The sequence below is a fragment of the Peptidiphaga gingivicola genome, from assembly GCF_001652275.1.
Lineage (GTDB): Bacteria > Actinomycetota > Actinomycetes > Actinomycetales > Actinomycetaceae > Peptidiphaga > Peptidiphaga gingivicola.
Genome location: NZ_LVZK01000003.1, coordinates 246027 through 269820, shown reverse-complemented (window position 1 = coordinate 269820; position 23794 = coordinate 246027). Strand labels below are relative to the sequence as shown.

At 65.5% G+C, this 23794-nt stretch carries 22 protein-coding genes; 19 read left to right on the top strand and 3 right to left on the bottom strand.

Annotation, left to right across the window (positions count from 1 at the left end):
* Nucleotide 1 precedes the first annotated feature (1 nt).
* The 3 genes from A4H34_RS09715 (at nucleotide 2) to A4H34_RS09705 (ending at nucleotide 4154) form a co-directional block, all read left to right on the top strand.
* Nucleotides 2-913: a tyrosine recombinase XerC gene (locus A4H34_RS09715; protein WP_009199882.1), complete on the top strand. Its 912-nt coding sequence runs from the start codon at nucleotides 2-4 to the stop codon at nucleotides 911-913.
* A 154-nt stretch (nucleotides 914-1067) separates the two neighbouring features.
* The gene (locus A4H34_RS09710) at nucleotides 1068-2735 is read left to right on the top strand and encodes an FGGY-family carbohydrate kinase (RefSeq protein ID WP_231871029.1); all 1668 of its coding nucleotides are present in this window, start codon (nucleotides 1068-1070) and stop codon (nucleotides 2733-2735) included.
* Between the two features lie 72 nt (nucleotides 2736-2807).
* Nucleotides 2808-4154 (top strand): sn-glycerol-1-phosphate dehydrogenase, encoded by a 1347-nt coding sequence (locus A4H34_RS09705; RefSeq protein ID WP_064231961.1) that lies wholly within the window; start codon nucleotides 2808-2810, stop codon nucleotides 4152-4154.
* A 115-nt stretch (nucleotides 4155-4269) separates the two neighbouring features.
* On the opposite strand, the gene A4H34_RS09700 is transcribed toward A4H34_RS09705, so the two are convergent.
* A complete protein-coding gene (locus A4H34_RS09700) occupies nucleotides 4270-4962 on the bottom strand; it encodes a M23 family metallopeptidase (RefSeq protein ID WP_082903216.1) in 693 nt (230 codons plus the stop codon).
* Between the two features lie 423 nt (nucleotides 4963-5385).
* On the opposite strand from A4H34_RS09700, the gene rpsB reads away from it, so the two are divergent.
* Complete coding sequence (rpsB, locus tag A4H34_RS09695) at nucleotides 5386-6276, top strand: 30S ribosomal protein S2 (protein ID WP_064231960.1); 891 nt, start codon at nucleotides 5386-5388, stop codon at nucleotides 6274-6276.
* A gap of 28 nt (nucleotides 6277-6304) precedes the next feature.
* The gene (gene tsf, locus A4H34_RS09690) at nucleotides 6305-7153 is read left to right on the top strand and encodes a translation elongation factor Ts (protein ID WP_009199876.1); all 849 of its coding nucleotides are present in this window, start codon (nucleotides 6305-6307) and stop codon (nucleotides 7151-7153) included.
* 236 nt (nucleotides 7154-7389) lie between these two features.
* Here tsf and A4H34_RS09685 read toward each other — a convergent pair whose 3' ends face one another.
* Nucleotides 7390-8742, bottom strand: a complete 1353-nt coding sequence (locus A4H34_RS09685) for a PFL family protein (RefSeq protein ID WP_064231959.1) — start codon at nucleotides 8740-8742, stop codon at nucleotides 7390-7392.
* Nucleotides 8743-8777: 35 nt separating this feature from the next.
* Complete coding sequence (locus A4H34_RS09680; RefSeq protein WP_040323594.1) at nucleotides 8778-9047, bottom strand: ACT domain-containing protein; 270 nt, start codon at nucleotides 9045-9047, stop codon at nucleotides 8778-8780.
* Between the two features lie 196 nt (nucleotides 9048-9243).
* On the opposite strand from A4H34_RS09680, the gene A4H34_RS09675 reads away from it, so the two are divergent.
* From A4H34_RS09675 to A4H34_RS09610, 14 genes are all read left to right on the top strand, one after another.
* Complete coding sequence (locus A4H34_RS09675) at nucleotides 9244-9999, top strand: DNA-3-methyladenine glycosylase I (RefSeq protein ID WP_064231958.1); 756 nt, start codon at nucleotides 9244-9246, stop codon at nucleotides 9997-9999.
* Nucleotides 10000-10147: 148 nt separating this feature from the next.
* Nucleotides 10148-10894 carry a UMP kinase gene (gene pyrH / locus A4H34_RS09670; protein ID WP_064231957.1) on the top strand — a complete coding sequence of 249 codons (747 nt, stop codon included), beginning with the start codon at nucleotides 10148-10150 and terminating at the stop codon, nucleotides 10892-10894.
* Between the two features lie 34 nt (nucleotides 10895-10928).
* Nucleotides 10929-11486 (top strand): ribosome recycling factor, encoded by a 558-nt coding sequence (gene frr, locus A4H34_RS09665; protein ID WP_009199870.1) that lies wholly within the window; start codon nucleotides 10929-10931, stop codon nucleotides 11484-11486.
* A 7-nt stretch (nucleotides 11487-11493) separates the two neighbouring features.
* Nucleotides 11494-12378, top strand: a complete 885-nt coding sequence (locus A4H34_RS09660; RefSeq protein WP_064231956.1) for a phosphatidate cytidylyltransferase — start codon at nucleotides 11494-11496, stop codon at nucleotides 12376-12378.
* A 526-nt stretch (nucleotides 12379-12904) separates the two neighbouring features.
* Nucleotides 12905-14119 (top strand): 23S rRNA (adenine(2503)-C(2))-methyltransferase RlmN, encoded by a 1215-nt coding sequence (gene rlmN, locus A4H34_RS09655; RefSeq protein WP_064231955.1) that lies wholly within the window; start codon nucleotides 12905-12907, stop codon nucleotides 14117-14119.
* Nucleotides 14116-14664: a DivIVA domain-containing protein gene (locus A4H34_RS09650; protein ID WP_009199866.1), complete on the top strand. Its 549-nt coding sequence runs from the start codon at nucleotides 14116-14118 to the stop codon at nucleotides 14662-14664. Before rlmN ends, A4H34_RS09650 begins: the two co-directional genes overlap by 4 nt.
* Nucleotides 14664-16016, top strand: a complete 1353-nt coding sequence (locus tag A4H34_RS09645) for a 1-deoxy-D-xylulose-5-phosphate reductoisomerase (protein WP_064231954.1) — start codon at nucleotides 14664-14666, stop codon at nucleotides 16014-16016. The genes A4H34_RS09650 and A4H34_RS09645 overlap by 1 nt, the downstream gene beginning before the upstream one ends.
* Entirely contained in the window at nucleotides 16016-17317 is a 1302-nt protein-coding gene (locus A4H34_RS09640) for a M50 family metallopeptidase (protein WP_082903194.1), read from the top strand. Before A4H34_RS09645 ends, A4H34_RS09640 begins: the two co-directional genes overlap by 1 nt.
* A 76-nt stretch (nucleotides 17318-17393) precedes the next feature.
* Nucleotides 17394-17684 (top strand): hypothetical protein, encoded by a 291-nt coding sequence (locus tag A4H34_RS09635; RefSeq protein WP_156510321.1) that lies wholly within the window; start codon nucleotides 17394-17396, stop codon nucleotides 17682-17684.
* A gap of 152 nt (nucleotides 17685-17836) precedes the next feature.
* Complete coding sequence (locus tag A4H34_RS09630; protein ID WP_064231951.1) at nucleotides 17837-18547, top strand: hypothetical protein; 711 nt, start codon at nucleotides 17837-17839, stop codon at nucleotides 18545-18547.
* A gap of 88 nt (nucleotides 18548-18635) precedes the next feature.
* Entirely contained in the window at nucleotides 18636-19700 is a 1065-nt protein-coding gene (locus A4H34_RS09625; protein WP_156510320.1) for a hypothetical protein, read from the top strand.
* Nucleotides 19701-19797: 97 nt separating this feature from the next.
* Nucleotides 19798-20937 (top strand): flavodoxin-dependent (E)-4-hydroxy-3-methylbut-2-enyl-diphosphate synthase, encoded by a 1140-nt coding sequence (gene ispG / locus A4H34_RS09620; RefSeq protein ID WP_064231949.1) that lies wholly within the window; start codon nucleotides 19798-19800, stop codon nucleotides 20935-20937.
* A 9-nt stretch (nucleotides 20938-20946) separates the two neighbouring features.
* Nucleotides 20947-21807, top strand: a complete 861-nt coding sequence (locus tag A4H34_RS09615; protein ID WP_231871028.1) for a GNAT family N-acetyltransferase — start codon at nucleotides 20947-20949, stop codon at nucleotides 21805-21807.
* 175 nt (nucleotides 21808-21982) lie between these two features.
* The gene (locus A4H34_RS09610) at nucleotides 21983-23767 is read left to right on the top strand and encodes a proline--tRNA ligase (RefSeq protein ID WP_082903193.1); all 1785 of its coding nucleotides are present in this window, start codon (nucleotides 21983-21985) and stop codon (nucleotides 23765-23767) included.
* Nucleotides 23768-23794: the final 27 nt, after the last annotated feature.

Below are 23794 nucleotides of genomic sequence, written 5' to 3'. Positions count from 1 at the left end.
TGTGCGGATCGATGAAACGCTGGACGCCTACGAACGCGAGCTCAGGCTGCGCAGAGGGCTCTCGGAGAACACTGTCGCCGCCTACGTTCGCGAGGCGCGCTCCCTCCTGGAGTTCATATGGGAGATCGCAGGCGGCGACGTCGAAGAGCCCATGGACCTGCGCGGACTCGAACTCGCAGACGTCCGTGCATGGCTCGCCCGCAGCCAGGCGAAGGGACGCTCGCGATCCACCCTAGCGCGACATTCGGCCTCAATCCGCACGTTTTGTCGATGGCTGCATCGAAAGGGCCACACCGACGTCGACGCCGCCGCCCGGCTCAAGGCCCCGCGCGCGGACAACGCTTTGCCGCGCGTGCTCAATCAGGAGCAGGCTCGCCGGCTCGCGGAGCACGCCGGGCGCCTGGCGGCCTCGGGCGATCCGCTCGCGCTTCGCGACCACGCCGCCGTCGAACTCCTGTACGCCTCGGGAATTCGCATCGGCGAACTGTGCTCATTGGACGTCGATTCGCTCGGCGCGGACTCGACGCTGCGAGTCATAGGCAAAGGGGACAAAGAAAGAATCGTTCCCTTCGGCGTCCCCGCCAGACGTGCACTCACCGCGTATCTTCCGGCGAGGGCGCAGCTCCTTGTGCGCCCCAACAGGGCGTTGTTCCTCGGCGCGCGGGGCGGGCGGCTCGATCCGCGCACGCTCCGCAAGACGATCCACCGGCTCGCAGCGAGCGCGGGGGTTCCCGACATATCGCCGCACGATCTACGGCATTCCGCGGCCACGCATCTTCTGGACGGCGGCTCGGATCTGCGCACCGTCCAGGAGATACTCGGCCACGCGTCGCTCGGAACCACCCAGCGATACACGCACGTCAGCTCCGAACGCCTACGGGCGGCCTTCACGCAGGCGCACCCTAGGGCTTGAGCCGCGTGCATCCGGAACCTGAGTCACGTGCGTCTTCGTGCATCGGGCCGTGCGCTGCCTGGCGCATGAGTTCGACGCCGGGAGAATTGACCGCCACGCGAACACTTGAAAGACTGGGAAAGCACGTACAAGTCGATCGATGAGGAGCGACACTATGACCCAGGTCTACATGGGTATCGACCTCGGCACGGGCGGATGCCGAGTGGGACTTTTTGATGATCGTGGAAGGCCGCTTGCTTTTCACAACACGCCTGTGACGGCGATTCATCCCCATCCGAGCTGGGTGGAGCAGGACGTCGACGAGTGGTGGCGGGCGCTGGTCGCCTCCACCCGAGCTGCTTTGGCGCGTTCTGGGATCGACCCAGCTCAGATCGCGGGCATCGGCTTTGACGCGACGTCGGCCACGCTTGTCGCCCTCGACGGCGCCGGAAAGCCCTTGAGAAACGCGATCATGTGGGCCGACGTGCGCGCCAGCGAACAGGCGGGCAGGGCCTCGGAGATCGACCACTGGGCGCGCCTGTACAACGGGGAAGGCAAAGATCCGGCGTCCGCCGAGTGGTTCGTTTTCAAGGCGATGTGGCTCAAGGAGAACGAGCCTGACGTGTGGGCGCGCTCCGCGTGGATACTCGACGCCCCCGATTGGATGGGGCTGCGGCTGACAGGGCGCCCAGCCGTCAACCTGTGTTCGGCCTCGCTGAAGATGTACCACAACAACGACCACGGAGGCTTCCCGGTCGACTTTTACGAGCGGCTGGGGGTGGGCGACCTCATGGACAAGATGCCCTCCCAGGTCAACGCAATGGGCGAGCCGCTGGGAACCCTCTCTCCCGAGGCTGCGGAGGAGCTAGGCCTCGTCGCGGGCACTCCCGTAGCCCAAGGAGGCATCGACGCCGAGGCGGGAATGATCGGAATGAACGTGCTCGCCCCCGGGCGCATGGCGCTCATCACCGGTTCGAGCAACTGCCTTCTCGCCCAGAGCGCCATTCCGCTCTACGGCGCGGGAATGTTCGGCGCGCACACGGCCGCCCTCGTTCGGGGGCAGTACACGATCGAGGCCTCCCAGGCCTCGACGGGGTCGGTGATCCGCTGGTTCCTCGAGAACTCCGCGAAAGACCTCGTGGAGGCGGCCAAAACCGGAGGCCCCTCCCCGTACGAAGTGCTGAACGAGGCGTCCAAGGACATCCCTCCGGGGTCCGACGGCGTCCTCGTCCTCGAATACTTCCAGGGAAACCGCAGCCCCTACACCGACGCCAAGGCGCGCGGAACCATCACCGGGCTGACGCTCAGCCACAGACGCGAGCACATCTACCACGCGATTCAGGAAGCCACGTGCTACGGGCTCGAGCTCAATCTGCGGACGATGCGCGCCGCCGGCTACGAGCCCCGCGCCATCACGGCGTGCGGCGGAGCGCTCTCGAGCCCGGAATGGCTGAAAATGCACGCCGACGTCACCGGACTCGAGATCACAGTCACGGAGATTCAAGACGCCCCGACCCTGGGCTCGGCGATGATGGGCGCCTTGGCCGCCGGCAGGTTCGCCGACCTCCAAGAGGCGGCCGACGCAATGGTCCACTACAGCGCCGTGATCAAACCCGATCCCGCACGCCACGAAGAGTACCGGTACTGGGTCGACGAGTACGCCGCGTTGTTCCCCGCCATTCGCGACATCCAGCACCGGACGGCCGAGCGCGCGGAGAAATCCCACAAGGCCGGGGCCGAGGAGCAAAGGGACGAGGCCAAGGCCCGGATCAGCGGAACCGTCGACGGCGACACCACGGGGCTGGCCGATTTCACCACAATGCTCGGCGACGGCGGCCTTTAGGCCGGAGGCGGGATTTGGGCAAAGGCCGCAATCGCCCGACAACGAAAGCCAAAGCAACGAAAGAGAGGAACGATGACCGCGGAACTCGTGGAAAAAGGGCTTGAGAATGCAAGCCACACCAAAACCGTCGATGTTGGAAGGGGAGTCCTCGCGTCCTCGGGGACGATCATTCGCGACGAGCTGCTCGAAGGGGGGCGCAAAGCGCTGCTCGTCGCCGACGAGCGCACGTGGAAAGCCGCCGGAGCCGACGTCGAAAGGTCGCTCCGCGAAGCGGGCGCCGACCTTGCCGAGCCGATGGTCTACCCCGGATCTCCCACCCTTTACGCCTCCTACGAGCACTGTGAGGAAATCCGGGAGAGGCTCCGCGAGACGGACGCGCTTGCGGTCGCAGTCGGCTCGGGAACCCTCAACGACCTGTCGAAGCTCGCCTCGGGCGAGCTGGATCGGCCCTACGCCGTCGTCGCAACCGCGGCCTCGATGGATGGATACACGGGATTCGGCGCGCCCATGACCAAGGACGGGGTGAAGATCACGATGCCGTGTCCCGCGCCGCGCGTCGTCGTCTTCGACCTCGACGTCGCTGCCGCGGCCCCGCGGCCCATGGCTTCTTCCGGGTACGGAGACCTCTCGGCGAAGATTCCCGCCGGCGCCGACTGGATGCTGGCGGACGCGGTCGGGGTCGATCCCATCCACCCCCTGGCGTGGGAGCTCGTTCAAACCGGTGTCCGCGGGGCGCTGTCGCGCCCGGCAGAGCTTGCAGCCGGAGTTCCGGAAGCCTATGAAGGCCTGTGCGAGGGCCTTGTCCTTTCCGGTTTGGCGATGCAGGTCGCACAGGGCACTCGCCCCGCATCCGGCGCGGAACACTACTTCAGCCACCTGTGGGAGCTCGACCATCTGGGGTCGGAACTCGACCCTCCGCTCAGCCACGGATTCAAAGTCGCGATAGGCACGCTGGCGATGGTGGGCTTCTACGAGAAATTCCTGGAGCGCGACGTCGCGGGCTTGGACATCGACGCGGTGGTTTCCCGGTGGCCCTCATGGGACGAGGTCGAGGATGACATTCGCCGTGTCATGTCCGGCCCGCTCATCGACAAGGGGATAAATGAAACGCGCGAAAAATACGTCGACGCCGCAGGAATCCGCGCTCGCATCGAGAAACTGGTTCAAGCCTGGCCGCAGCTTCGCGCGAAACTGGCGGGCCAGCTGATGCCCGCCAAGGAGCTCCAACTGGCGCTTGCTTCCGCCGGGGCGCCGAGCGTGCCGAGCGACATCGGGCTGACGCCAGAAGACGTCCGCGCTGCGTTCCCGCGTGCAATGTACTACCGTTCGCGTTACACGGTCCTCGACGTGGCCCGCGAACTGGGATGGTTTGAGGAAATCGTCGACGACGTCTTCGCTCCAGGAGGGCTGTGGCAGTAAAGGGCCGCGGCGGCAAATAATTGCGGCGGTGAACGGGCTCCTGCGGCGAGAGGGGCGCCTCGGCGAGACAGTCCCGCGCGTACACTCCCTTCGTCTGAGATGGCGAACGGCCGAGTCATTTGAGAAGGCGAATCGCAGGGTAAAGGAGGGAAAGGGGATCGATGTAGCGGTCTTTTCCGATGCGCGCTCCCCAGTGGAGGCAAGAGGCCGGGACACAGTGCCCGGCCTCGAGCACTCCTATTGGGTCTCCCGCTTTGACCTTGTCGCCGGCGGAGACGGAAGGGCGTACGGGTTCGTAGGTTGTTCGCAGGCCGCCGTGGTCGATCGACACGACGTCCTTGTCGGCAACCTTTCCGGCGAAAACGACGGTTCCCGCGCCCGCCGAGACGACCGTTCCGCCCTCGGGCGCATCGAGGTCGACCCCGCGATGGCCGCTCAGCCATTTGCGCGCGGGAGGGTCGAAAGGGCGCACAACCGTCGCCTTGACGCCCGTCGGCCACACGAATGAGCCCTTGACTGCGCCCCGGCGGAGACGGGAGGCCTCGCCGCTTCGAGGGCGGCCGCTTTCGCGGCTTGTCTCACGGCTGCGCGGCGTCGTTTGGCTGCGCTGCAGCGTCCGGGTGCGCGGAGGCGAAACTCGCCGGGCGGCCAGTTTGCGCGGCGCAGCCGACACGGGCGGACCGGTGAACTCGGCGAACGTCGCCGCGAAAGGCCGGGATTGCGCGGACTGGCCTTGAGGGTCCGAGGCTCCGAGGAGCCCTGAAAACGTCAGAGAGGCCACGCCGATGAGTGCTGATATCGCTTTCATGCCCTGAGTATCCGAGTTCAAAACGGAAAAGGGACGGGCGTCGATCGGGGCTGTGAACGGCGCCTGCGTCTGCCCCGCCTGTGGACCGGGCGACGCGTCCCGGCCGGTGGACCGGCGAAGACTCCCCGTCTGCGCGCCGGCGAAGAGCCGCGCGTGCATGCCGTTCCCTCGCCGCCGTGAAGCATCCTGTCCCTCGCTGCCGTGAAGCATTCGGTCCCTCGCCGTCGGGAAGCAAACGAGGCCGCGATCGACTACACTGGTGGGGTGCCCGGCGTCAGCTGGGCAAAATTCGCGCGCTCGCGCACAACGTCTCCGGGGCGGTGCCACACGTGGCTCCCGGCGCACGGCGAGCGCCAGGGCGGACCGCGACCCCGCGGCGAGCAAGAACCGAAACGCGCTTTTGCGCACTGAGAAAGGACGACCATGGCAGTCGTTAGCATGCGCCAGCTGCTTGAAGCCGGCGTCCACTTCGGGCACCAGACCCGCCGGTGGAACCCCAAGATGAAGCGCTACATCCTCACCGAGCGCAATTCGATCTACATCATTGACCTTCAAAAGACGCTCGTCGACATCGACCGCACCTTCGACTTCGTCAAGCAGACCGTCGCCCACGGCGGCACGATCCTCTTCATCGGCACTAAGAAGCAGGCGCAGGAGGCCGTCCGCGAGCAGGCCGAGCGCGTGGGCATGCCCTACGTCAACCAGCGTTGGCTCGGCGGCATGCTGACCAATTTCTCCACGGTGGCCAAGCGCCTCCAGCGTCTTCGCGAGCTCGAGCAGATCGACTTCGACGACGTCGCATCCTCCGGGCGCACAAAGAAAGAGCTCCTCATGATGCGCCGCGAGAAGGACAAGCTCGAGCGCACCCTCGGCGGCATCCGCGACATGGCTCGCGTGCCCTCCGCCGTCTGGGTCGTCGACACGAAGAAGGAGCACCTCGCCGTCGCAGAGGCCAAGAAGCTCGACATCCCCGTCGTCGCGATCCTCGACACGAATTGCGACCCCGACGAGGTGACTTACCCGATTCCCGGCAACGACGATTCCATCGGCTCCGTGGGCCTGCTCACCCGCGTAGTGGCCGACGCCGTCGCCGAAGGCCTTGTTTCCCGCGGTGGGGGCGCCTCCGGCGCCGAGGCCGCCGAGCCCATGCCCGAGTGGGAGCGTGAGATCCTCGCCGGCGCCGCGGAGGAAAAGCCCGAAGAGGCGAAGGCCGAATCTCCGGATTCGCCCGATTCCCCCGACTCGCCCGATTCCCCCGACTCTCCGGATTCGGCCCCGTCGGCCGATTCGGCAGACGAAGCCAAGCAGGACTGAGAAACAAGACTGAGAAAGAGGAACAAGAATGGCCAATTACGGCTCCGCAGACATCAAAGCTCTGCGTGAGAAGACCGGCGCCGGCATGATGGACGTCAAGAAGGCGCTCGAGGAGGCGGACGGAGACGCGGCCAAGGCCGAGGAGCTTCTTCGCGTCAAGGGCCTCAAGGCGGTCGCCAAGCGCGAGGGGCGCTCCGCGGTCAACGGCTTGGTGGCCTCCGCCGTGTACGACGCCGGGAAGGGCAAGCGAGGCGTGCTCATCGAGGTCAACGCCGAAACCGATTTCGTTGCGAAGAACGAGAAGTTCATCGCGATGGCCGACGAGATCCTCCAGGCGGCCGTCGAGGCGGGCGCCTCCGACGTCGAGTCGGTTCTCGCCGCCAAGCTGGGCAAGGAAACGGTCAAGGACCGCGTCGAGGGGCTCATCGCGGTCATCGGGGAGAAGATGGAGGTTTCCCACGTCGCCGTCGTCGAAGGCGAGCACGTCGAGGCCTACATGCATCGGACCAATCCGGACCTTCCTCCTCAGGTCGGCGTTCTGGTGGCCACCGACGCCGCGGGCGCATCGGTCGCCCACGACGTCGCCGTCCACATTGCGGCTCTCGATCCGACCTACCTCGACCGCGAGTCGGTTCCCGCCGACGTCGTCGAGGCCGAGGAGCGCATCGCGACCGAGACGACGATCGCCGAAGGAAAGCCGGAAAACGCCGTGCCGAAGATCGTCCAGGGCCGCATGAACGGCTTCTACAAGTCGGTCGTGCTTTTGGAGCAGGGCTTTGCCCGCGACCCCAAGGTCAGCGTGGGCAAGATCGTCTCCGACGCCGGCGGCAAGGTGACCGCTTTCGCGCGACTGCGCGTCGGCGCCTCCGCAGAGTGAGCCTGCGCACGAAACAAGTTCGTCTGTCGCATGTGCGTTTGCCGGGAGGATGGTCCTGGAGCCGCCTTGACGGAAAGCGCTTTTCGGCGGCTCCCTGTGGGTGGGCACGAAGGCGCTGAAGCGCATGAAGACATGAGAACAAAAGAATAAAACTCATGAGGGAGGGACCCGCCGGGCCCCTCCCTCGCTTGCAGGCCGGCGCCTGCCGACTGCGTCGTTTGCAGGCCGCTTGGCCCTCAGTTCTTGAAGCCGTGGACGGGGGCCGGCATGAGCCCCCCTCGGCCGATGAAGGCTTCGTTGGAGTACGGGCTGACCGGCATGACGGGCGCCCTGCCGAGAAGGCCTCCGAATTCGACGACGTCGCCCGGGGCCGTGCCCGGAGCGGGAATGATCCGCACCGCCGTCGTCTTGTGGTTCATGACGCCGATCGCCGCCTCGTCGGCGATCATTCCCGCGATCGTCGAGGAAGGGGTGTCGCCCGGAACAGCGACCATGTCGAGGCCCACCGAGCAGATCGCTGTCATCGCCTCCAGCTTTGCCAGCGAAATCGCGCCGGCCTCCGCGGCCTCGATCATGCCCTCGTCCTCGGACACTGGGATGAACGACCCCGAAAGGCCGCCGACCCGAGAGCACGCCATGAGGCCGCCCTTCTTCACCGCGTCGTTGAGCAGGGCCAGCGCCGCCGTCGTCCCGTGCGCGCCGACGCGCTCCAATCCCATCGCCTCGAGCGCGCGAGCCACCGAATCGCCGATTTCCGAGGTCGGCGCGAGGGACAGGTCGACGATTCCGAAGTCGACTCCGAGGCGCTCGGCGGCCATGCGCCCCACGAGCTCTCCCATGCGAGTGATCTTAAAGGCCGATTTCTTGACGGTCTCGGCGAGCGCGTCGAAGGGCTCGCCCGCGGCCGAGGCAATCGCCCGGGTGACGACGCCGGGGCCGGAGACTCCCACGGACACGACGCAATCGGGCATCTCGACGCCGTGGAAAGCGCCCGCCATGAACGGGTTGTCGCCCACTGAGTTGGCGAAGACGACGAGCTTGGCCGCTCCCAGCCCGTTTTCGGTGGCTCGGGCGGAGGCCGTGATCGCCTCGCCCATGGCCCGGACGGCGTCCATGTTGATTCCCGCGCGAGAGGATCCCACATTGACCGACGAACACACGACCTTGGTCGAGGACAGAGCCTCGGGGATTGAATCGATGAGGGCGAGGTCGCTCGCCGTCGCCCCTTTTTCGACGAGAGCCGAGAATCCGCCGATGAAGTCGACGCCGACGGCGGCCGCTGCTTCGTCGAGCATGTGAGCCCAGGGCGTCAGGTCGGATTCGCGCGAGGCGGCGGCCACGAGGGCAATAGGAGTGACGGAGACGCGCTTGTTGATGATCGGTATGCCGAGTTCCGCCTCGATCGCCTCGCACACCGACACCAGATCGGCGGCGCGCTTGACGATGCGTTCGCAGCAGCGTCTTCTGGCCCGCCTCCCGTCAGAGTCGGCGCAATCGAGGAGCGAGACCCCCATCGTCACGGTCCGAATGTCGAGACGGTCTTCCGAGATCATCTCGATCGTTTCGAGGATGTTGCTTGCTGTGTCCATTGTTCCGCTTGTGCCTGCCCGCTTGCGCCCCGTGCCTACAGCTTGTGCATGGCGTCGAAGATCGCCTCGGATTGGATTCGAATCTCCAGGCCCTCGGCCTTTCCGACGTCCGTCATGGTTCGCTGAAGGTCGACGAGCGGAAGGACGTCGTCGTCGAAGTCGATCTGAAGGATCATGGTGAAGTAATTTCCCATGAGCGTCTGCGAAACGTTCGTGATGTTGACGTCCCGCTCGGCTAAAGCCCCCGAGACCGCGGCGATGATTCCCGTGTGGTCGAGTCCCGTGACTGTCATGATGGCGCGCATGCACACAATTGTGTCACGCTCCGGGGCGGCGGGCCCCGTCATCGGGCGCCGAGCGTTTTGCGCCGCCGCGCGAACTTGCGCCGCCGCGCAGAATGAAATGAGTCGGTGGTCCACAGGCATCGGCGACGCAGGGTCTTTCCACAGACCGCTGTTTTGGGGACGCCGGAGGCATTCTTCCCGCTCTAAGGTGGAGGACATGAACGAGCAGGAGCGAAGAACGGCCGAGGAAGGGCGCGGCAGCGAAAAGAACAGCGCCGGAAGGGCCGCCGGGGAAGAGGCGTCGTCGTCGGCGACGGACGAGGCCTTGACGAAGATTCCCCGATGGGCGGCCGCGGACCCGCTGTTGGCGGCGTACCACGCGGAGGAATGGGGCATGCCCGTGCGCACGGAGGCCGGCATCTACGAGAGACTGTGCCTCGAAGCCTTCCAGGCAGGCCTCTCGTGGTTGACGGTGTTGCGCAAAAGGGAGGCTTTCAGGGAGGCGTTCGCAAAATTCGACCCCGAGGCGGTGGCCGAGTTCGGCGAAAAGGACGTTGAACGGCTCCTGGCAAACTCAGCCATCATTCGAAACCGAGTGAAAATCGAGGCGACGATACACAATGCCCGGGCGACCCTTGCGCTGCGTGAATCCGGAGGGCTTCCGTCCTTCGTTTGGTCGTTTCAACCCGAGGTCAACATCTTCCCCGAACGGTCGGAGGACATTCCCCAGCACACGCCCGAATCTTCGGCGATGGCGGCCGCCCTGCGCGGGCGCGGATTTCGCTTCGTCGGCCCGACGACGTGCTTCGCCCTCATGCTGGCGATAGGAATGGTCGACGGACACCTCGTGGGTTCGCGCGAGCGCGGAAGGTCCGGCGTGTGGGAGGGTGAGTGGCCCGACGGGCCGGAGACGTATCCCGGAGTGGAGCCGCTCGAATACCACGAAGCGTGGGGCAGGCTGAAGGCCGTCTGACTCGCCGCAAGACTCCCACCCGGGTCCGGGTTCCCCTTCAGCCCGAACCCGGGCGGGCCGCGTTGCTTTGCTTCGCCGGCATTCTCGGGCGCTGCTACTCTTGAACCTGGCATTGAACCCATCTATTTGGAAGAGGGAAGGACACGAGGTGGCGGAAGCGATTCATTCTGGCCCTGACGGCAAACGCAGGAGAAGGGTCCTTCTCAAGCTGTCCGGGGAAATGTTCGGCGGAGGGGCGGTCGGGCTGGACGCCGACGTGCTCACCCGAGTGGCGGCGGAGATCGCCGAGGCGGTCCGCGACGGCGTGCAGGTGGCCATCGTCGTCGGCGGAGGCAACTTTTTCCGCGGCGCCGAACTGCAGGCGCGGGGAATGGACCGTGCCCGCGCGGATTACATGGGCATGCTCGGCACCGTCATGAACGCCATCGCCCTTCAAGACTTCGTTGAGCGCGCCGGAATTCCCTGCCGGGTTCAAACCGCCATCACAATGACCCAGGTGGCCGAGCCGTACATTCCGCTGCGGGCCGTCCGCCACCTCGAAAAGGGGAGGGTCGTTGTGTTCGGGGCGGGTGCGGGAATGCCCTACTTCTCAACCGACACAGTGGCTGCGCAACGTGCGGCCGAGCTTCGCTGCGACGAGATCCTCGTCGGGAAGAACGGCGTCGACGGGGTCTACACCGCGGACCCGAAGATGAACCCCGATGCGGTCAAGCTGGATTTCATCACCTACGAACAGGCGATTTCCCAAGGTTTGAGGGTGGTCGACGCCGCGGCCTTCTCGCTGTGCCAGGACAACGACGTGGCCATGCGGGTGTTCGGAATGGGCGAATCCACCAACGTTACGCGCGCACTGCGAGGCGAAAAGATCGGTACGCTTGTATCGGCATCCAGATAGCGCTTGGCCAGCTTTCGAGCAGAAAAGGACAACCATGATTGACGAGACGCTCCTCGAAGCCGAGGAAAAAATGGAAAAGACCGTCGAGGTCGCGCGCAACGAGTTCAGCGGCATCCGCTCGGGCAGAGCCAACGCCGCGATGTTCAACGCGATCCTCGTCGACTACTACGGCGCGCCGACCCCCTTGCAACAGCTGGGAACCATTGCGATTCCCGAGGCGCGCACAGTTTTGATCACTCCTTTCGACCGGTCGGCCATGGCGTCTATCGACAAGGCCCTGCGCGAGTCCGATCTAGGAGTCAACCCGACCGACGACGGCAACCTGATCCGCGTCGTCCTTCCCGCCCTGACGGAGGAGCGACGCCGCGATTACGTCAAGCTCGCCAGGAACAAAGCCGAGGAAGCGCGCGTGGCCGTTCGCGGGATTCGCCGCAAGGCCAAGGAAGCCCTCGACAAGATCAAGAAGGACGGCGAAGCAGGCGAAGACGACGTCAAGCGCGCCGAGGAAAAGCTTGACGGGTTGACGAAGCGCCACGTTGAGCAGGTGGACAAAGTGCTCGAAGGCAAGGAAAAGGAACTCCTCGAGGTCTGAGACGGCGATGGGCGAGTTGCGCAATCTGACGTCTCGGCTGGCGCCCCACCCGCCCAAGCCGCCCGAGCCGTCGGCGTCTAAAGCGGGAAGGAACCTCAAAGCGGCGGTACCCGTCGCCTTCGGGCTTTTGGGCCTCGTTGCTCTCAGCGTCCTGTGGCGCATGGAGGTCTTCGTCGTACTCGTGGCCGCCGCCTTGTGCGTGGCCCTGTGGGAGGTCGCCGGGGCATTCCTCAACAAGGGGCGCCACATTCCCCTGCTGCCGCTGTGGTGCGGGATCCTCGCGATGGTCGGTGCGACGTGGGCGAGAGGCCCGCTCGCCGGGCTTGCGGCCTACTGCGTGGCCGCCGTCGCAGTCGTTCTCTGGCGCTGGGCGGAAAGGCGGAGGCATCCGAGCCCCTGGTCCGGCGACGCCGCAGCAGCCGTTTTCGCCTTGGGATGGATCGGCCTGCTCGGCTCTTTCGCGGTAGCGCTCGCCGGCCTTCCGCGAGCCGAGTGGATGGTGGCGCTGCTTATCCTCATGCCAGCCTTCTCCGACACAGGCGGTTGGGCCTTCGGCGTGCTGTGGGGCCGCCATCCGATGAGCCCTTCCGTCTCGCCCAAGAAATCCTGGGAAGGCTTTGCCGGCTCTCTCGTTGCGGCCGTCGCGCTCTCCTTAGCTCTGGTCGGCTCGGCGTTGGATCGCCCATGGCCGGTCGCCTTGCTCGTAGGGATCGCAGCCGTGCTCTGCTCGACCGTCGGCGACCTGTCCGAGTCGCTTCTCAAACGCGATTTGGATGTCAAAGACATGGGATCCATCTTCCCCGGCCACGGAGGAATGCTCGACCGCATCGACTCGATCCTCATGTGGGCGCCGGTCTGTTACGCGATGATGACCGCGCCGTTTGCGACTTGACGCCGTTGACTCGCCATGCCCTTGACCTGCCATGCCCTTGATCCGCGGACCCTTGCATTTGCCTCGGGCTCGGCCTGCCTGCCGGGCAGGCCATCCGGCGTCGAAATGCCTGTGCTCTGCAGCAAGGCACATTTCCTGCGGTTCGGCAAGCCAATCTCTTGTGGGAAACAATACGACGATCAGGTAATATAACGATCTCGTAATCTGATATGCTCTGTTCCGTCGGCGGGTTGGAGACGCCGACGAAACAACCTCATACAGTACTCAATCCCCATATAGTACGTAATCCCCATACGGCAGACGGTCCAGCCCTTCGCAAGCCTCGCTCACCGGCGGAAGGGCGCGCAATTTTCCGTTGCACCCGCCTGCACAGAATCTTGATTCGTTCTACGCAACGTGCCTCATTCGACAGCCGAGCCGTTGCGAACGAACGAGCCTACCGTGAGAGAATGGGCGAGTTATGACGCCACCACCATCCCAGGCTCAATCGAGCCAAAACGCGCCTGGCCGCGGCGGCCGCCAAGTCATGCCCGCCGTCGAATCGGGGCCGCGTCCGCTGCTCTCGTTCGCGGAGGCGCGCAGGGGCAAGCCGCCCGAACACTTGGCGGACCTTGACGTCGCCGAGAGGAAAGACAGGGTGGCAAAGGCGGGCTTTCCGGCTTTTCGAGCCGATCAGCTGTCGAGACACTACTTCGAGCATTTCGACGTCGACCCGGAGCGAATGACCGACCTTCCCGCGCGGGGGCGCGAGGAGCTCGTGTCAACGTTTCTTCCTCCGTTGCTGACGAAAGTCCGCGACCTGACCGCGGACCGGGGTCTCACGATCAAATCGCTTTGGCGGATGTTCGACGGCGCAATGGTCGAAACGGTGCTCATGAAATACCCCGACAGGGCAACTCTGTGCATTTCCTCCCAGGCCGGATGCGGGATGGCGTGTCCGTTCTGCGCAACGGGTCAAGGAGGGCTCACGCGCAACCTGTCCGCGGGGGAGATCGTCGAACAGGTCCGCTGCGGAATGCTCGCCGCCGCGCGAGGCGACCTCGGCGAACCGTGCCGCCTGACCAACGTCGTGTTCATGGGCATGGGCGAGCCCCTTGCGAATTGGAAACAGGTGCTCAAAGCCCTCCGGCGGATCATTGAGCCTTCGCCCGCCGGCTTCGGCCTGTCTGCCCGCAACGTCACGGTTTCAACCGTGGGAATGGCGCCGCTCATCGAGAAGCTCGCCGAGCAGGGCATGCCCGTGACGTTGGCGATCTCCCTCCACGCGCCCGACAACGAGCTTCGCGACCCCCTGATTCCCATCAACTCGCGATTCAACGTGGGTCGACTGCTCGACGCCGCCCGTTCCTATTTCGCCAAGACGGGCCGTCGCGTCTCCGTCGAATACGCCCTCATCCGGGACATGAACGACCACAAGTGGCGCGCGCAGCTGTTGGCCGACGAGCTCAACCGTCGTGGCCGAGGGTGGGCGCACGTCAACCCCATTCCCCTCAATCCGACTCCCGGCTCCATTTGGACTGCGAGCACCCCTGAGGCCCAGAATACTTTTGTACAGACTTTGCTGGACGCGGGCATCCCGACGACGATACGTGACACGCGCGGATCGGACATTGACGGCGCCTGCGGACAGTTGGCAGCTGAAGTCACGCGATCTTCTGCAAGGGCGGCCAAGGCCGCCGAGGCCGCCGAGCTCGTCAGGCGCGGGTCGGGGGCGGACGGACCGAAGGGGGTTTTGCGATGAAGGACAGACCGTTTCGCACGGTTGGTATCTTCGACAAGGGATACGACATCGAGGAAGTCGATGATTTCCTCCGCAGGGCGAAGGATGCCTACAACGGGCCGCTGACTCCGGCTTTCGACGAGAACACCGTGCGAAACGCCGCCTTCAGCAGGGCGCGCGGCGGATACGTGCCCGCTGAGATCGACGACGCGCTCGACAGGCTGGAGGCCGCCTTCGTCCAAAAGCGGAGGGCCTTGGTCGTTGCGGACCGGGGCGAGAAAGCCTGGCTGAACACCACATATCAGGACGCCAAGAGCCTCTACCCGCGTCTTTTGCGCCCGGTGGGCCGCAGATTCCGCGAGGCAGACGGGTGGGGCTACTCGAAGATCGAGGTCGACGAACTCATCGACAGGCTCTCCGACTACTTCGACGGAAAAACCGATCTGTCGGCGCGCGAGGTGCGCGAAGCCGTCTTCGGCTCCGCGAAGGACAATCACGCTTACGACGAGTCGGTCGTCGACGTCTACCTCGAACGCGCCGCGAGCGTTCTCCTGTCAGTCGAGTGATGGCGGGTTCACAGCGCGGGGTGGTTCTTTTGGGGTCCACCGGTTCCATCGGTACGCAGGCGCTCGACGTCGTCGCGCGGAACCCGGAGGATTTCCGCATTCTCGCACTCGGAGCGGGCGGAGGAAACGTCGATCTGCTTGCCCGCCAGGCCGTGCAATTCGGTGCGAAGGCCGTGGCGGTCGCCGATCCGGCCGCGGAGGCAGCCCTCGCAAAGGCGCTTTCGGCCTATGCCCCCGCCGGAAGCTGGTCCGACGCGTGCGGTGCAGCACGCCCCTCGGCCGATGATTCGTCCTCCGCACGAGCGGACGCCGGCCCTTTCACCGCCGATTCGGCCGGGGCCGTCGCCGAGCCGGCCCGCAGTCCCGGCGGCGTCGGCCGACTGCCGGAAATCGTCTCCGGCCCGTCGGCGATGTCGGCGATAGCCTCCATGGCGGGGGAGGACGACGTGGTCCTCAACGGCGTCACTGGTTCGATCGGCCTGGCGCCCACCCTCGCGGCGCTGCGGTCGGGAGCGACGCTGGCCCTGGCCAACAAGGAGTCCCTCGTCGTCGGAGGCCCCCTCGTCGGGCAGGCGACGGTCCGGCCGGGCCAGATCGTCCCCGTGGACTCGGAGCATTCGGCCATAGCTCAAGCCCTCTCGTCCGGGCGGCATCGCAAAGGCCTGACGAGCCCCGTCGTCGACGGTTCGACGGAAGTGCGGCGGATCGTCCTGACGGCTTCCGGCGGGCCTTTCCGAGGCAAGACAAGAGCCGAACTGGCCCGCGTCACCGCGGAGGAGGCGCTCGCCCATCCGACGTGGAACATGGGGCCGGTCGTGACGGTCAACTCCTCGACACTCATGAACAAGGCCCTCGAGCTCATCGAGGCGGCCTACCTTTTCGACGTCGCCCCCGACGACATCGTCCCCGTCGTCCACCCCCAATCCGTGGTGCACTCGATGGTCGAATTCCGCGACGGATCGACGATCGCCCAGGCGTCGCCGCCGGACATGAGGCTTCCCATCGCGCTCGGCCTGTCCTGGCCGCGGCGGCTTGCCGACGTCGTCCCCGCGAACGACTGGGACAAGCCGGCAGCGTGGACGTTCGAGCCGCTTGACGACGAGACCTTTCCCGCAATCGGCCTGGCGCGAGCCGCGCTTGTGCAGTCGCCGCTGCACCCCGCCGTCTTCAACGCCGCCAACGAGGAATGCGTCGAAGCCTTCCTGCGCGGGCGGCTCTCCTACCTCGCCATCGTCGACACCGTCGCCGATGTGTTGGAGGCTTTCGAAGCAATCGACGAGCCGAGTTACGAAAGCGTGCTCGAGGCCGACCGATGGGCCCGCGCCCGCGCCCGCGAGACGATGGGAGTTTGATGTCAATCCTGGGAATCCTCTTCCTTGTATTGGGCTTGCTGATTTCGGTGGGAATCCACGAACTCGGCCATATGATCCCCGCCAAGAAGTTCGGGGTGAAGGTCTCCCAGTACTTCATCGGCTTCGGCCCCACCCTGTGGTCGAAGAAAGCCGGCGGAACGGAATACGGGATCAAGGCGCTGCCCCTGGGCGGATTTGTGAAGATCGCGGGCATGATTCCGCCGGGCAGGCCCGGGCGCAAAGAGCTCGACAGGCGGGGCAAGCTCACGCTGGCCGAAGAGGCGCGCCGCGAAAGCGCCTCCGAAATCGGACCGGGCGAAGAGTCCCAGGCGTTTTGGCGGCTTTCGGCTCCGAAGAAGCTCGTCGTCATGTTCGGCGGGCCGTTGACGAACCTCGTCCTGTGCTTCGTGTGCCTGACGATCGTCGTATGCGGGATCGGGCTTCCCAAAGCCACATCGACGGTTGGGAAAGTCGTGCCGTGCGTGACCCAGAAATCCGAGTGCGCGGCCTCGGACCCCAAGTCGCCGGCGGCTGAGGCGGGGCTGCGCGCGGGCGACGAAATCACCTCCTGGGGCGGACGCGCCGTCAAGGATTGGAAAGATATCCAGGCGGCGATCGCCGAGGGCGGCACCGACAAGGCCGACGTCGTCGTCCGGCGCGGCGGCGCGACGACGACGCTGAGCATCGCCCCGATCGCGACGAAACGGCCGAAGACCGACGCCTCCGGGAAGGCCGTCAAAGACGCCCGGGGGGAAACGGTCTACGAGATCAAGCCCTACGTCGGCATTTCTCCCACGCACGAACGCCGATCCGACTCCCTGGCGCGGGTTCCCGGGATGGCCCTTGAGCAGGCGGAAGGGACGGCCAAAGCGCTCGCTCGGCTTCCCGTGGGTCTGTGGCAAACCGCCCGAAGCGTCGTGACGGGGGAAGAGCGATCCGCCTCGGGCGTCGTAGGAATCGTCGGCGTCGCCGATCTGGCGGGGGACATTGCCTCGGTGCAGGCAAAGTCCTACGACTGGCCGGCGCGCCTCGGCGATCTCCTCTTGCTGATCGGCTCGCTCAACATGACGCTCTTCATCTTCAACCTCATCCCCCTCCTTCCGCTCGACGGCGGGCATTTGGCCGGCGCCACATTCGAGGGGCTGCGGCGATCGATCGCCCGAAGGCGCAGACGCCCCGACCCGGGCCCGATCGACACCGCGCGTCTCATGCCTCTCAGCTACGCCGTCGCGATCGCCTTCATCGCCATGACCGTCGTCCTCGTCGTGGCCGACGTCGTCAACCCGGTCAAGCTTCTGTAGCCGGCCCGCTCCGCCCTGCTCCGAGTCTCCTCTTGAAAACGCAGGCGGGCGCATCGCTTCGGTGATAGTTTTGACGGTGACGGCGTTTTGGCGCCGACGCCGCGTTCGCGACGTCGTCTTCGAGCCGAAGCGCTTTCGCCGCCGCGTCGTCCTTTACATTCTGTCCGCTGCGGAGACCGACGACGTGAACGCGCATCCGTCGTTTCTCATGAGAATGGGAGTCTCGAGCGGGACGAACGCTTCGCTCGTCGACCTTGCCGCGCTAGTCGGCGCCGTCATGTTGCTTGTGACGCCGATGGTTTCGCTGGCCGACGGGCCGGGGACTTTGGGCGCCAGGCGCGCGTGCACACGGGACGCTCCGACATAGGAGGCGCGGACCTGAAAGACGCGGACCCGGGAGAGGCCTCGGACATGGAAAACCGGTGATCTCGCGGTCCCGTCCGGGCCCGCTGGGCAGACGCTCGAGCCGAGACGAAAGCCGGAGGTACCTGACAGAAACGAGAGCGAGGGAACGGGCAAATGGACGATCGCGCCGACGACGCCTTCGGCGATCTGCTGGGCGTTTTTCTGCAGAAAGAACGCAAGAAAGAGGCCCAAAACAAACCAAACCGTCTGCGTGCAGAAAGAAAGGGCGGACGCGGAAGAAGGATGTCGGCGATCGCTGGAAAACGAGCTGCCGCGCGCACCGAGCCCGAGCCCCGAACGCCGGGATGGTTCGTTCGGTTCATGCTTTTCTTCCAAATTGCGATGATCTATTTTGCGCCCTTTTTGACGATTTTGGTGCCGAAATGGTCAGGAAACGACGTTGCGATCGACATGATCGCGATTTGCTTGTTTCTTCCCGTGATGCTTCTTGCTCAAATGCTGATTTTCATTGTGACGATGGTGCGCGCCATCTCCAGCGGCGTCTTTGCACTCGGCTACGTCGTATCGACCTTTCTGTGCTCTTACTATCTCTGTGTATTCGCCTACGCGCTCAGCATGGGAGGATTCGGCGGGGAAGGAAGCCATCCGCCTTTCCTCCGCAGAATCGGCTTCTCTTTTGAAACCTCGATGTCCGTGGCCGTTTTCAGCGTCTATTTCGGCGTCTTCTCCCTGCTCTTGGCGCTGGCGACGTCGTTTTGCGACACTCCGAAGAAGCCTGATAAGGAAAAGTCTGTTCTCGTTGACCGGAAGGTTTCCGAGCGCGGAACTCTTGACGGCGACGGAAGTCCATTCATATCCTCGTAGGCGCTGGATGCTTGCGAGCGCGAGGGTAAGTGCAGAAAAACACTGCGCTGCCCTCCTTCGTCCAAGGCGGAAGGCAGGAGTTATAAACATGCCCGACGATACAAGCAGCTCCGCCGGAGACCCGAATGCGCCCCATGGGCCTGCGCCCTGCCAAGAGAAGGGGGGCGAGAGCCTTCCAGACCGAGAGGAACGGCCGACGCTCGGCAGCATGTACGGCCTGTATCGGCTGCAGGGCATTTTGGCCTTCGTCGTGCCGCTGGCTTGCCTCGCCTCGTACTACGCGGCGTACGCGGCAACCGGGGACTCCTCCGACGTCGCCATGGTTCTGGGTATGGCCCTGACCATGCTCATCGGGCAGACGGCGGCCTGGATTGCAAGCGCGACAAAAGCCCGCAAAATCGGGGTTCTCGGTTTGGGAAGGCCGACGGCCGCCTGTCTTGTCGCCTACTGCGCCTGCGCGTCCTTCGTCGTTGTCTGCCTAGCCTTCGGCACAAGGCTTTTTCACGTGCGCGGACTCGACCGCGGCGCGGCTCTTCGTCTCACCGCCCCGGTCATGGTCGTTTTGCTCCTTGCGGCGGTCGCATCCGCCCTGGCGAGCGAGCCGACAGCCGACGGGGCCGGAAAATCGACCCCGCCCGTGCGAGGCCAGCCTGGCCCGCCGAGCAGGCAAAGAAGGGGAGGCGGCCCCGCCATGCCCGGGCTTCGACGCTTCGTCTACAGGCGCCAAGGCTTGATGATGCTCGGCGTCGTCGCGGCGATCACGCTTATGCCCGGAGGCGTGTGCAAAAAAGGCTGGATGGTTTTCATCGGCGTTCTGTTCCTTTCCCCGATCGCGCTTTTCGGCCTTCTGCTCGTGCGGATCGTCACGCATTCGCGAATGAAGCGTTCGAACGACGTCGCGCGCGCAATGCCGGCTCCGACGGCCGTTTTTTTGACGGCCGTCTACGCAAGCGCGATCCTTTACGGACTGAGCATGTATGAGAACGACGGCGCAGAGGACCATCCCTCGATTTTGGACAACATCGGAGTGCCGACGAGCGTGAGCTTCTTCCTCGTCTCCGTTTCGCTCATCGCGGGAGGGTTGAGTCTGCTCGCGGCGGCCGTGAGCCTGGCCTTCGTCAAGCCGGCGCGGGCTTTCACACACGGCGAGTGAAGTCGCAGCGGCTGATTCTCCCGTCACACAGACAGGCCCGAGATCACATCGTCGCGGTTCACGTGGGATACTTGGACGCGTGATTGTTGACCTTGGCATGCCGGGCCTGCGCCCCGAGCTCAATGTCCTCTCCCCGAGGAAGCGCACGCGTCAGATCCAGGTCGGGGGCGTCGCCGTCGGCGGCGACGCCCCGATTTCAGTGCAGTCGATGACCACGACGAAGACCCACGACATCGGCTCGACCCTCCAGCAGATCGCCGAGCTCACGGCCGCCGGGTGCGACATCGTCCGCGTTGCGTGCCCCACGGACAAAGACGCCTCCGCGCTGAAGATCATAGCCCAGCAGTCCAGAATCCCCGTCATAGCGGACATTCACTTCCAGCCCAAGTACGTTTTCGCCGCCATTGAGGCCGGATGCGGGGCCGTTCGGGTCAACCCCGGAAACATAAGGAAGTTCGACGACAAGGTCGCCGACATCTGCAAGGCCGCCTCGGACTGCGGCGTCTCCCTTCGCATCGGCGTCAACGCTGGGTCGCTCGACCCGCGGCTGCTCAAAAAATACGGCTCCGCCACCCCGGAGGCGCTCGTCGAATCCGCCGTCTGGGAGGCATCCCTCTTCGAGGAATGCGGTTTCCGCGACTTCAAGATTTCGGTCAAGCACCACGACGTCGTCACGATGGTGCGGGCCTACCAGATGCTTGCCGAGCGAGGCGACTGGCCCCTCCATCTCGGCGTCACCGAGGCGGGCCCCGCCTTCCAGGGAACCATCAAATCCGCCGCTGCCTTCGGCACGCTCCTGGCGCAGGGGATCGGCGACACGATCCGCGTCTCCCTCTCGGCGCCTCCCGTCGAAGAGGTGAAGGTCGGATCCAAGCTCCTCGAATTCATGGGGCTGCGTCCGCGCAAGCTCGAGATCGTCTCCTGTCCCTCGTGCGGGCGCGCCCAGGTGGACGTGTGGACGCTCGCCGAATCCGTCGAGGAAGGGCTCAAGGACGTCAAGGCGCCGCTGCGGGTGGCCGTCATGGGCTGCGTCGTCAACGGGCCCGGAGAGGCGCGCGAAGCCGACCTCGGCTGCGCCTCGGGAAACGGCAAGGGCCAGATCTTCGTGCACGGACAGGTGGTCGAGACGGTCCCTGAAGACCAGATCGTCGAGACCCTGCTGAAGTACGCCAACGAGATGGCTGAGGAAATGGGCGAGGCCGCCGAAGGCGACAAGCCCGTGGTTCAGGCATTCTGAGCGGTCGACGTGTCCTGGCTCAATCGCAAACGCTGCCCCGGCATGCGCTCCCTCGGATCCTCCGACGCGGAGGCAGTCTTGCGTTTCTTCGAAAGCAGACCGGTGGATGCGGTCCTTGCGCGGGTGGCCGTGGAAGACATGGGGCTTTCCGGCCACAGGGGAATCGGCTTGTTCGACGCCGCCAACGAGCTCACGGGGTTCGCGTGGGACTGGGGCAACGTCATTCCCCTCGGCTTCGACGCCGCGGGCCTTGACCTCCTCGCCGAAGAGCTGCTCGGGAAGTGGCGGTCGGCGACGTCGATGGTGGGCCCCAGCGACCAGGTGATGGGCCTGTGGGAACGGGTGGAGAGCCAATGGGGGCCGGCCCGTGAAATTCGCAGGCGGCAGCACTCGATGGTCATGGGCGAAAGGCTCAAGACGGCCCCGGATCCGCTTGTCCGGCAGGCTGAGCTTTCAGACATGCCCATCGTCTTTCCGGCCTCCGTGGCAATGTACATCGAGGAAGTGGGGCAGGACCCGACCGCCTTTGGCAACGCCTATGAGAGACGAGCCGAAGGCCTCGTCATGCGCGGCCACACGTTCATTCGCACGGCGCCCGCAGCCGACGGCGTGGGCGAGCGCGTCGTCTTCAAGGCCGACGTCGGCGCCTTGGCCGGCGGCGTGGCGCAGATCCAAGGGGTGTGGGTGCCGCCGGATCTGAGGGGGCGCGGCATCGCCACATCGGGGATCGCCGCCTCCGTCGCCCTCATTCGGGAAAAGGTCGCTTCGACCGTCTCCCTCTACGTCAACGACTTCAACGAGCCCGCCGTCGCCGTCTACCGCAAGGTGGGCTTCGACGCCGTCGGAGAATGGACCACGATATACATATAGCCGTGCGGGCGGGGCCCGAGGCACGGTGCTGCCGAATGCCGTGCGCGGCCGGCCGCACCGGGGCGCGGCGAAAACGGGGGAGCGGCGAGGCAGCGAATGCGGCGAAAGACGGGCGCGGCCCGTCGGATTCGACGGCTTCGGCAGGCCGCCCGGTATGCTTGTACCCGTGCTTAGAATGTCGTCTCTTTTCGTTCGTACGCTGCGCGAAGATCCGGCCGACGCCGAAGTCGCCAGCCACAGGCTTCTCGTGCGGGCGGGGTACATCCGCCGCGCGGCCCCCGGAATCTACACGTGGCTGCCGCTTGGCCTCCGGGTGCTGAGAAAGATCGAGAGGATCGTGCGCGAAGAGATGGAGGCGGCCGGCAGCCAGGAGGTCCATTTCCCTGCGCTCTTGCCGCGCGAACCCTACGAGGCCTCGGGCCGGTGGAGCGATTACGGACCCACGCTGTTCAAGCTCAAGGACCGCAAAGAATCGGACTACCTCTTGGCGCCGACGCACGAAGAGCTTTTCACCCTGCTGGTCAAGGACATGTACTCCTCGTACAAGGACCTTCCGCTCTCGCTCTACCAGATTCAAACGAAGTATCGCGACGAGGCCCGCCCGAGGGCCGGGGTCATCCGCAGCCGCGAGTTCGTGATGAAGGACGCCTACTCCTTCGACGTCGATGAAGCGGGGTTGGACGCCTCCTACGCCGCCATGCGATCCGCCTACCAGAGAATCTTCGCCCGGCTTGGCCTGCCCTTCGTCATATGCTCGGCGGTCTCCGGTGCGATGGGGGGATCGCGAAGCGAGGAGTTCCTCTTTCCCTGCGAAATCGGGGAGGACGCCTTCGTGCGCTCCGCCGGAGGGTACGCGGCCAACACCGAGGCGGTCACCACGGTCCCGCCGGTCGAGGTCGATTCATCCTCCTTCGGCCAGCCTATCGAGATAGTCACCCCCGGAGCCTCGACGATCGCCACGCTGGTTGACGCGGTGAACGAGGCGGCGCCGAAGCCCGACGGACTGTGGACGGCCGCGGACACCCTGAAGAACGTCGTCGTCGCGGCCGTCCATCCCGACGGCAAGCGCGAGGTGATCGTCATCGGGCTGCCGGGCGACCGGGACGTCGACATGAAGCGGGTGGAGGCGGCGCTCGCCCCCGCCGAGGTCGAGATGGCGACGCCGGAAGACCTCGAAGCCTATCCGGAGCTGGTCCCCGGATACATCGGGCCTCAAGCGGTCGGGCCGCAGTCGGCGCGTCCGGCCGAGGCGGAGCCGCCTGCTCCGCGCTACCTCCTTGATCCCCACGTCGCGAGGGGGTCGCGTTGGGTGACCGGGGCGAACAAGCCGGACGTTCACGTGGTCGGCCTCGTCTACGGGCGTGATTTCGAGGCCGACGGCTCAATCGAGGCGGCCGAGGTGCGCGCCGGGGACGAGGCGCCCGACGGCTCGGGCCCCTTGGAGATCGCCAAGGGAATCGAGGTCGGGCACATATTCCAGCTGGGCCGCAAGTATGCGAAGGCCCTCGGCCTTTCCGTCCTCGACGAGAACGGAAAGAGCCGAACCGTGACGATGGGATCCTACGGAATCGGGATCACCCGGGTTCTGGCCGCGCTCGCCGAGGAGAACCACGACGGGCGGGGCTTGATGTGGCCGGCGAGCGTGGCGCCCGCGCACGTTCACATCGTCGCCGCCGGAAAGGACGACTCCCTTTACGCCGCCGCCGAGGAAATCGCCGCCGGTTTGGAGGCCGACGGAGTCGAAGTGCTGCTCGACGACCGCCGCAAGGTCAGCGCCGGAGTGAAGTTCGCCGACTACGAGCTGCTGGGCGTGCCCTTCGGCGTCGTCGTCGGACGCGGGCTGGCCGAGGGACGCGTAGAGATCCGAGACCGGGCCGGAGAAACGATCGAGGCGCCGATCGAGCAAGTCCGCGAGCGAGTCGGCGAGCTCGTCCGGTCCGCCTTGTCCGCGCAGAGCTGACGTCCAGGCGGTTTATAGGCTCGCGTC

Bases quoted from the DNA above. Each gene is read 5' to 3' on its own strand.
- A4H34_RS09710 (WP_231871029.1), top strand. From the start codon at position 1,068: ATGACCCAGGTCTACATGGGTATCGACCTCGGCACGGGCGGATGCCGA.
- A4H34_RS09675 (WP_064231958.1), top strand. From the start codon at position 9,244: ATGAACGAGCAGGAGCGAAGAACGGCCGAGGAAGGGCGCGGCAGCGAA.
- A4H34_RS09685 (WP_064231959.1), bottom strand. From the start codon at position 8,742: ATGGACACAGCAAGCAACATCCTCGAAACGATCGAGATGATCTCGGAA.
- rlmN (WP_064231955.1), top strand. From the start codon at position 12,905: ATGCCCGCCGTCGAATCGGGGCCGCGTCCGCTGCTCTCGTTCGCGGAG.
- ispG (WP_064231949.1), top strand. From the start codon at position 19,798: ATGCCGGGCCTGCGCCCCGAGCTCAATGTCCTCTCCCCGAGGAAGCGC.
- A4H34_RS09625 (WP_156510320.1), top strand. From the start codon at position 18,636: ATGCCCGACGATACAAGCAGCTCCGCCGGAGACCCGAATGCGCCCCAT.
- rpsB (WP_064231960.1), top strand. From the start codon at position 5,386: ATGGCAGTCGTTAGCATGCGCCAGCTGCTTGAAGCCGGCGTCCACTTC.
- A4H34_RS09640 (WP_082903194.1), top strand. From the start codon at position 16,016: ATGTCAATCCTGGGAATCCTCTTCCTTGTATTGGGCTTGCTGATTTCG.
- A4H34_RS09645 (WP_064231954.1), top strand. From the start codon at position 14,664: ATGGCGGGTTCACAGCGCGGGGTGGTTCTTTTGGGGTCCACCGGTTCC.
- A4H34_RS09610 (WP_082903193.1), top strand. From the start codon at position 21,983: ATGTCGTCTCTTTTCGTTCGTACGCTGCGCGAAGATCCGGCCGACGCC.
- A4H34_RS09660 (WP_064231956.1), top strand. From the start codon at position 11,494: ATGGGCGAGTTGCGCAATCTGACGTCTCGGCTGGCGCCCCACCCGCCC.
- tsf (WP_009199876.1), top strand. From the start codon at position 6,305: ATGGCCAATTACGGCTCCGCAGACATCAAAGCTCTGCGTGAGAAGACC.
- A4H34_RS09700 (WP_082903216.1), bottom strand. From the start codon at position 4,962: ATGAAAGCGATATCAGCACTCATCGGCGTGGCCTCTCTGACGTTTTCA.
- A4H34_RS09680 (WP_040323594.1), bottom strand. From the start codon at position 9,047: ATGCGCGCCATCATGACAGTCACGGGACTCGACCACACGGGAATCATC.
- A4H34_RS09630 (WP_064231951.1), top strand. From the start codon at position 17,837: ATGGACGATCGCGCCGACGACGCCTTCGGCGATCTGCTGGGCGTTTTT.
- frr (WP_009199870.1), top strand. From the start codon at position 10,929: ATGATTGACGAGACGCTCCTCGAAGCCGAGGAAAAAATGGAAAAGACC.
- A4H34_RS09705 (WP_064231961.1), top strand. From the start codon at position 2,808: ATGACCGCGGAACTCGTGGAAAAAGGGCTTGAGAATGCAAGCCACACC.
- A4H34_RS09650 (WP_009199866.1), top strand. From the start codon at position 14,116: ATGAAGGACAGACCGTTTCGCACGGTTGGTATCTTCGACAAGGGATAC.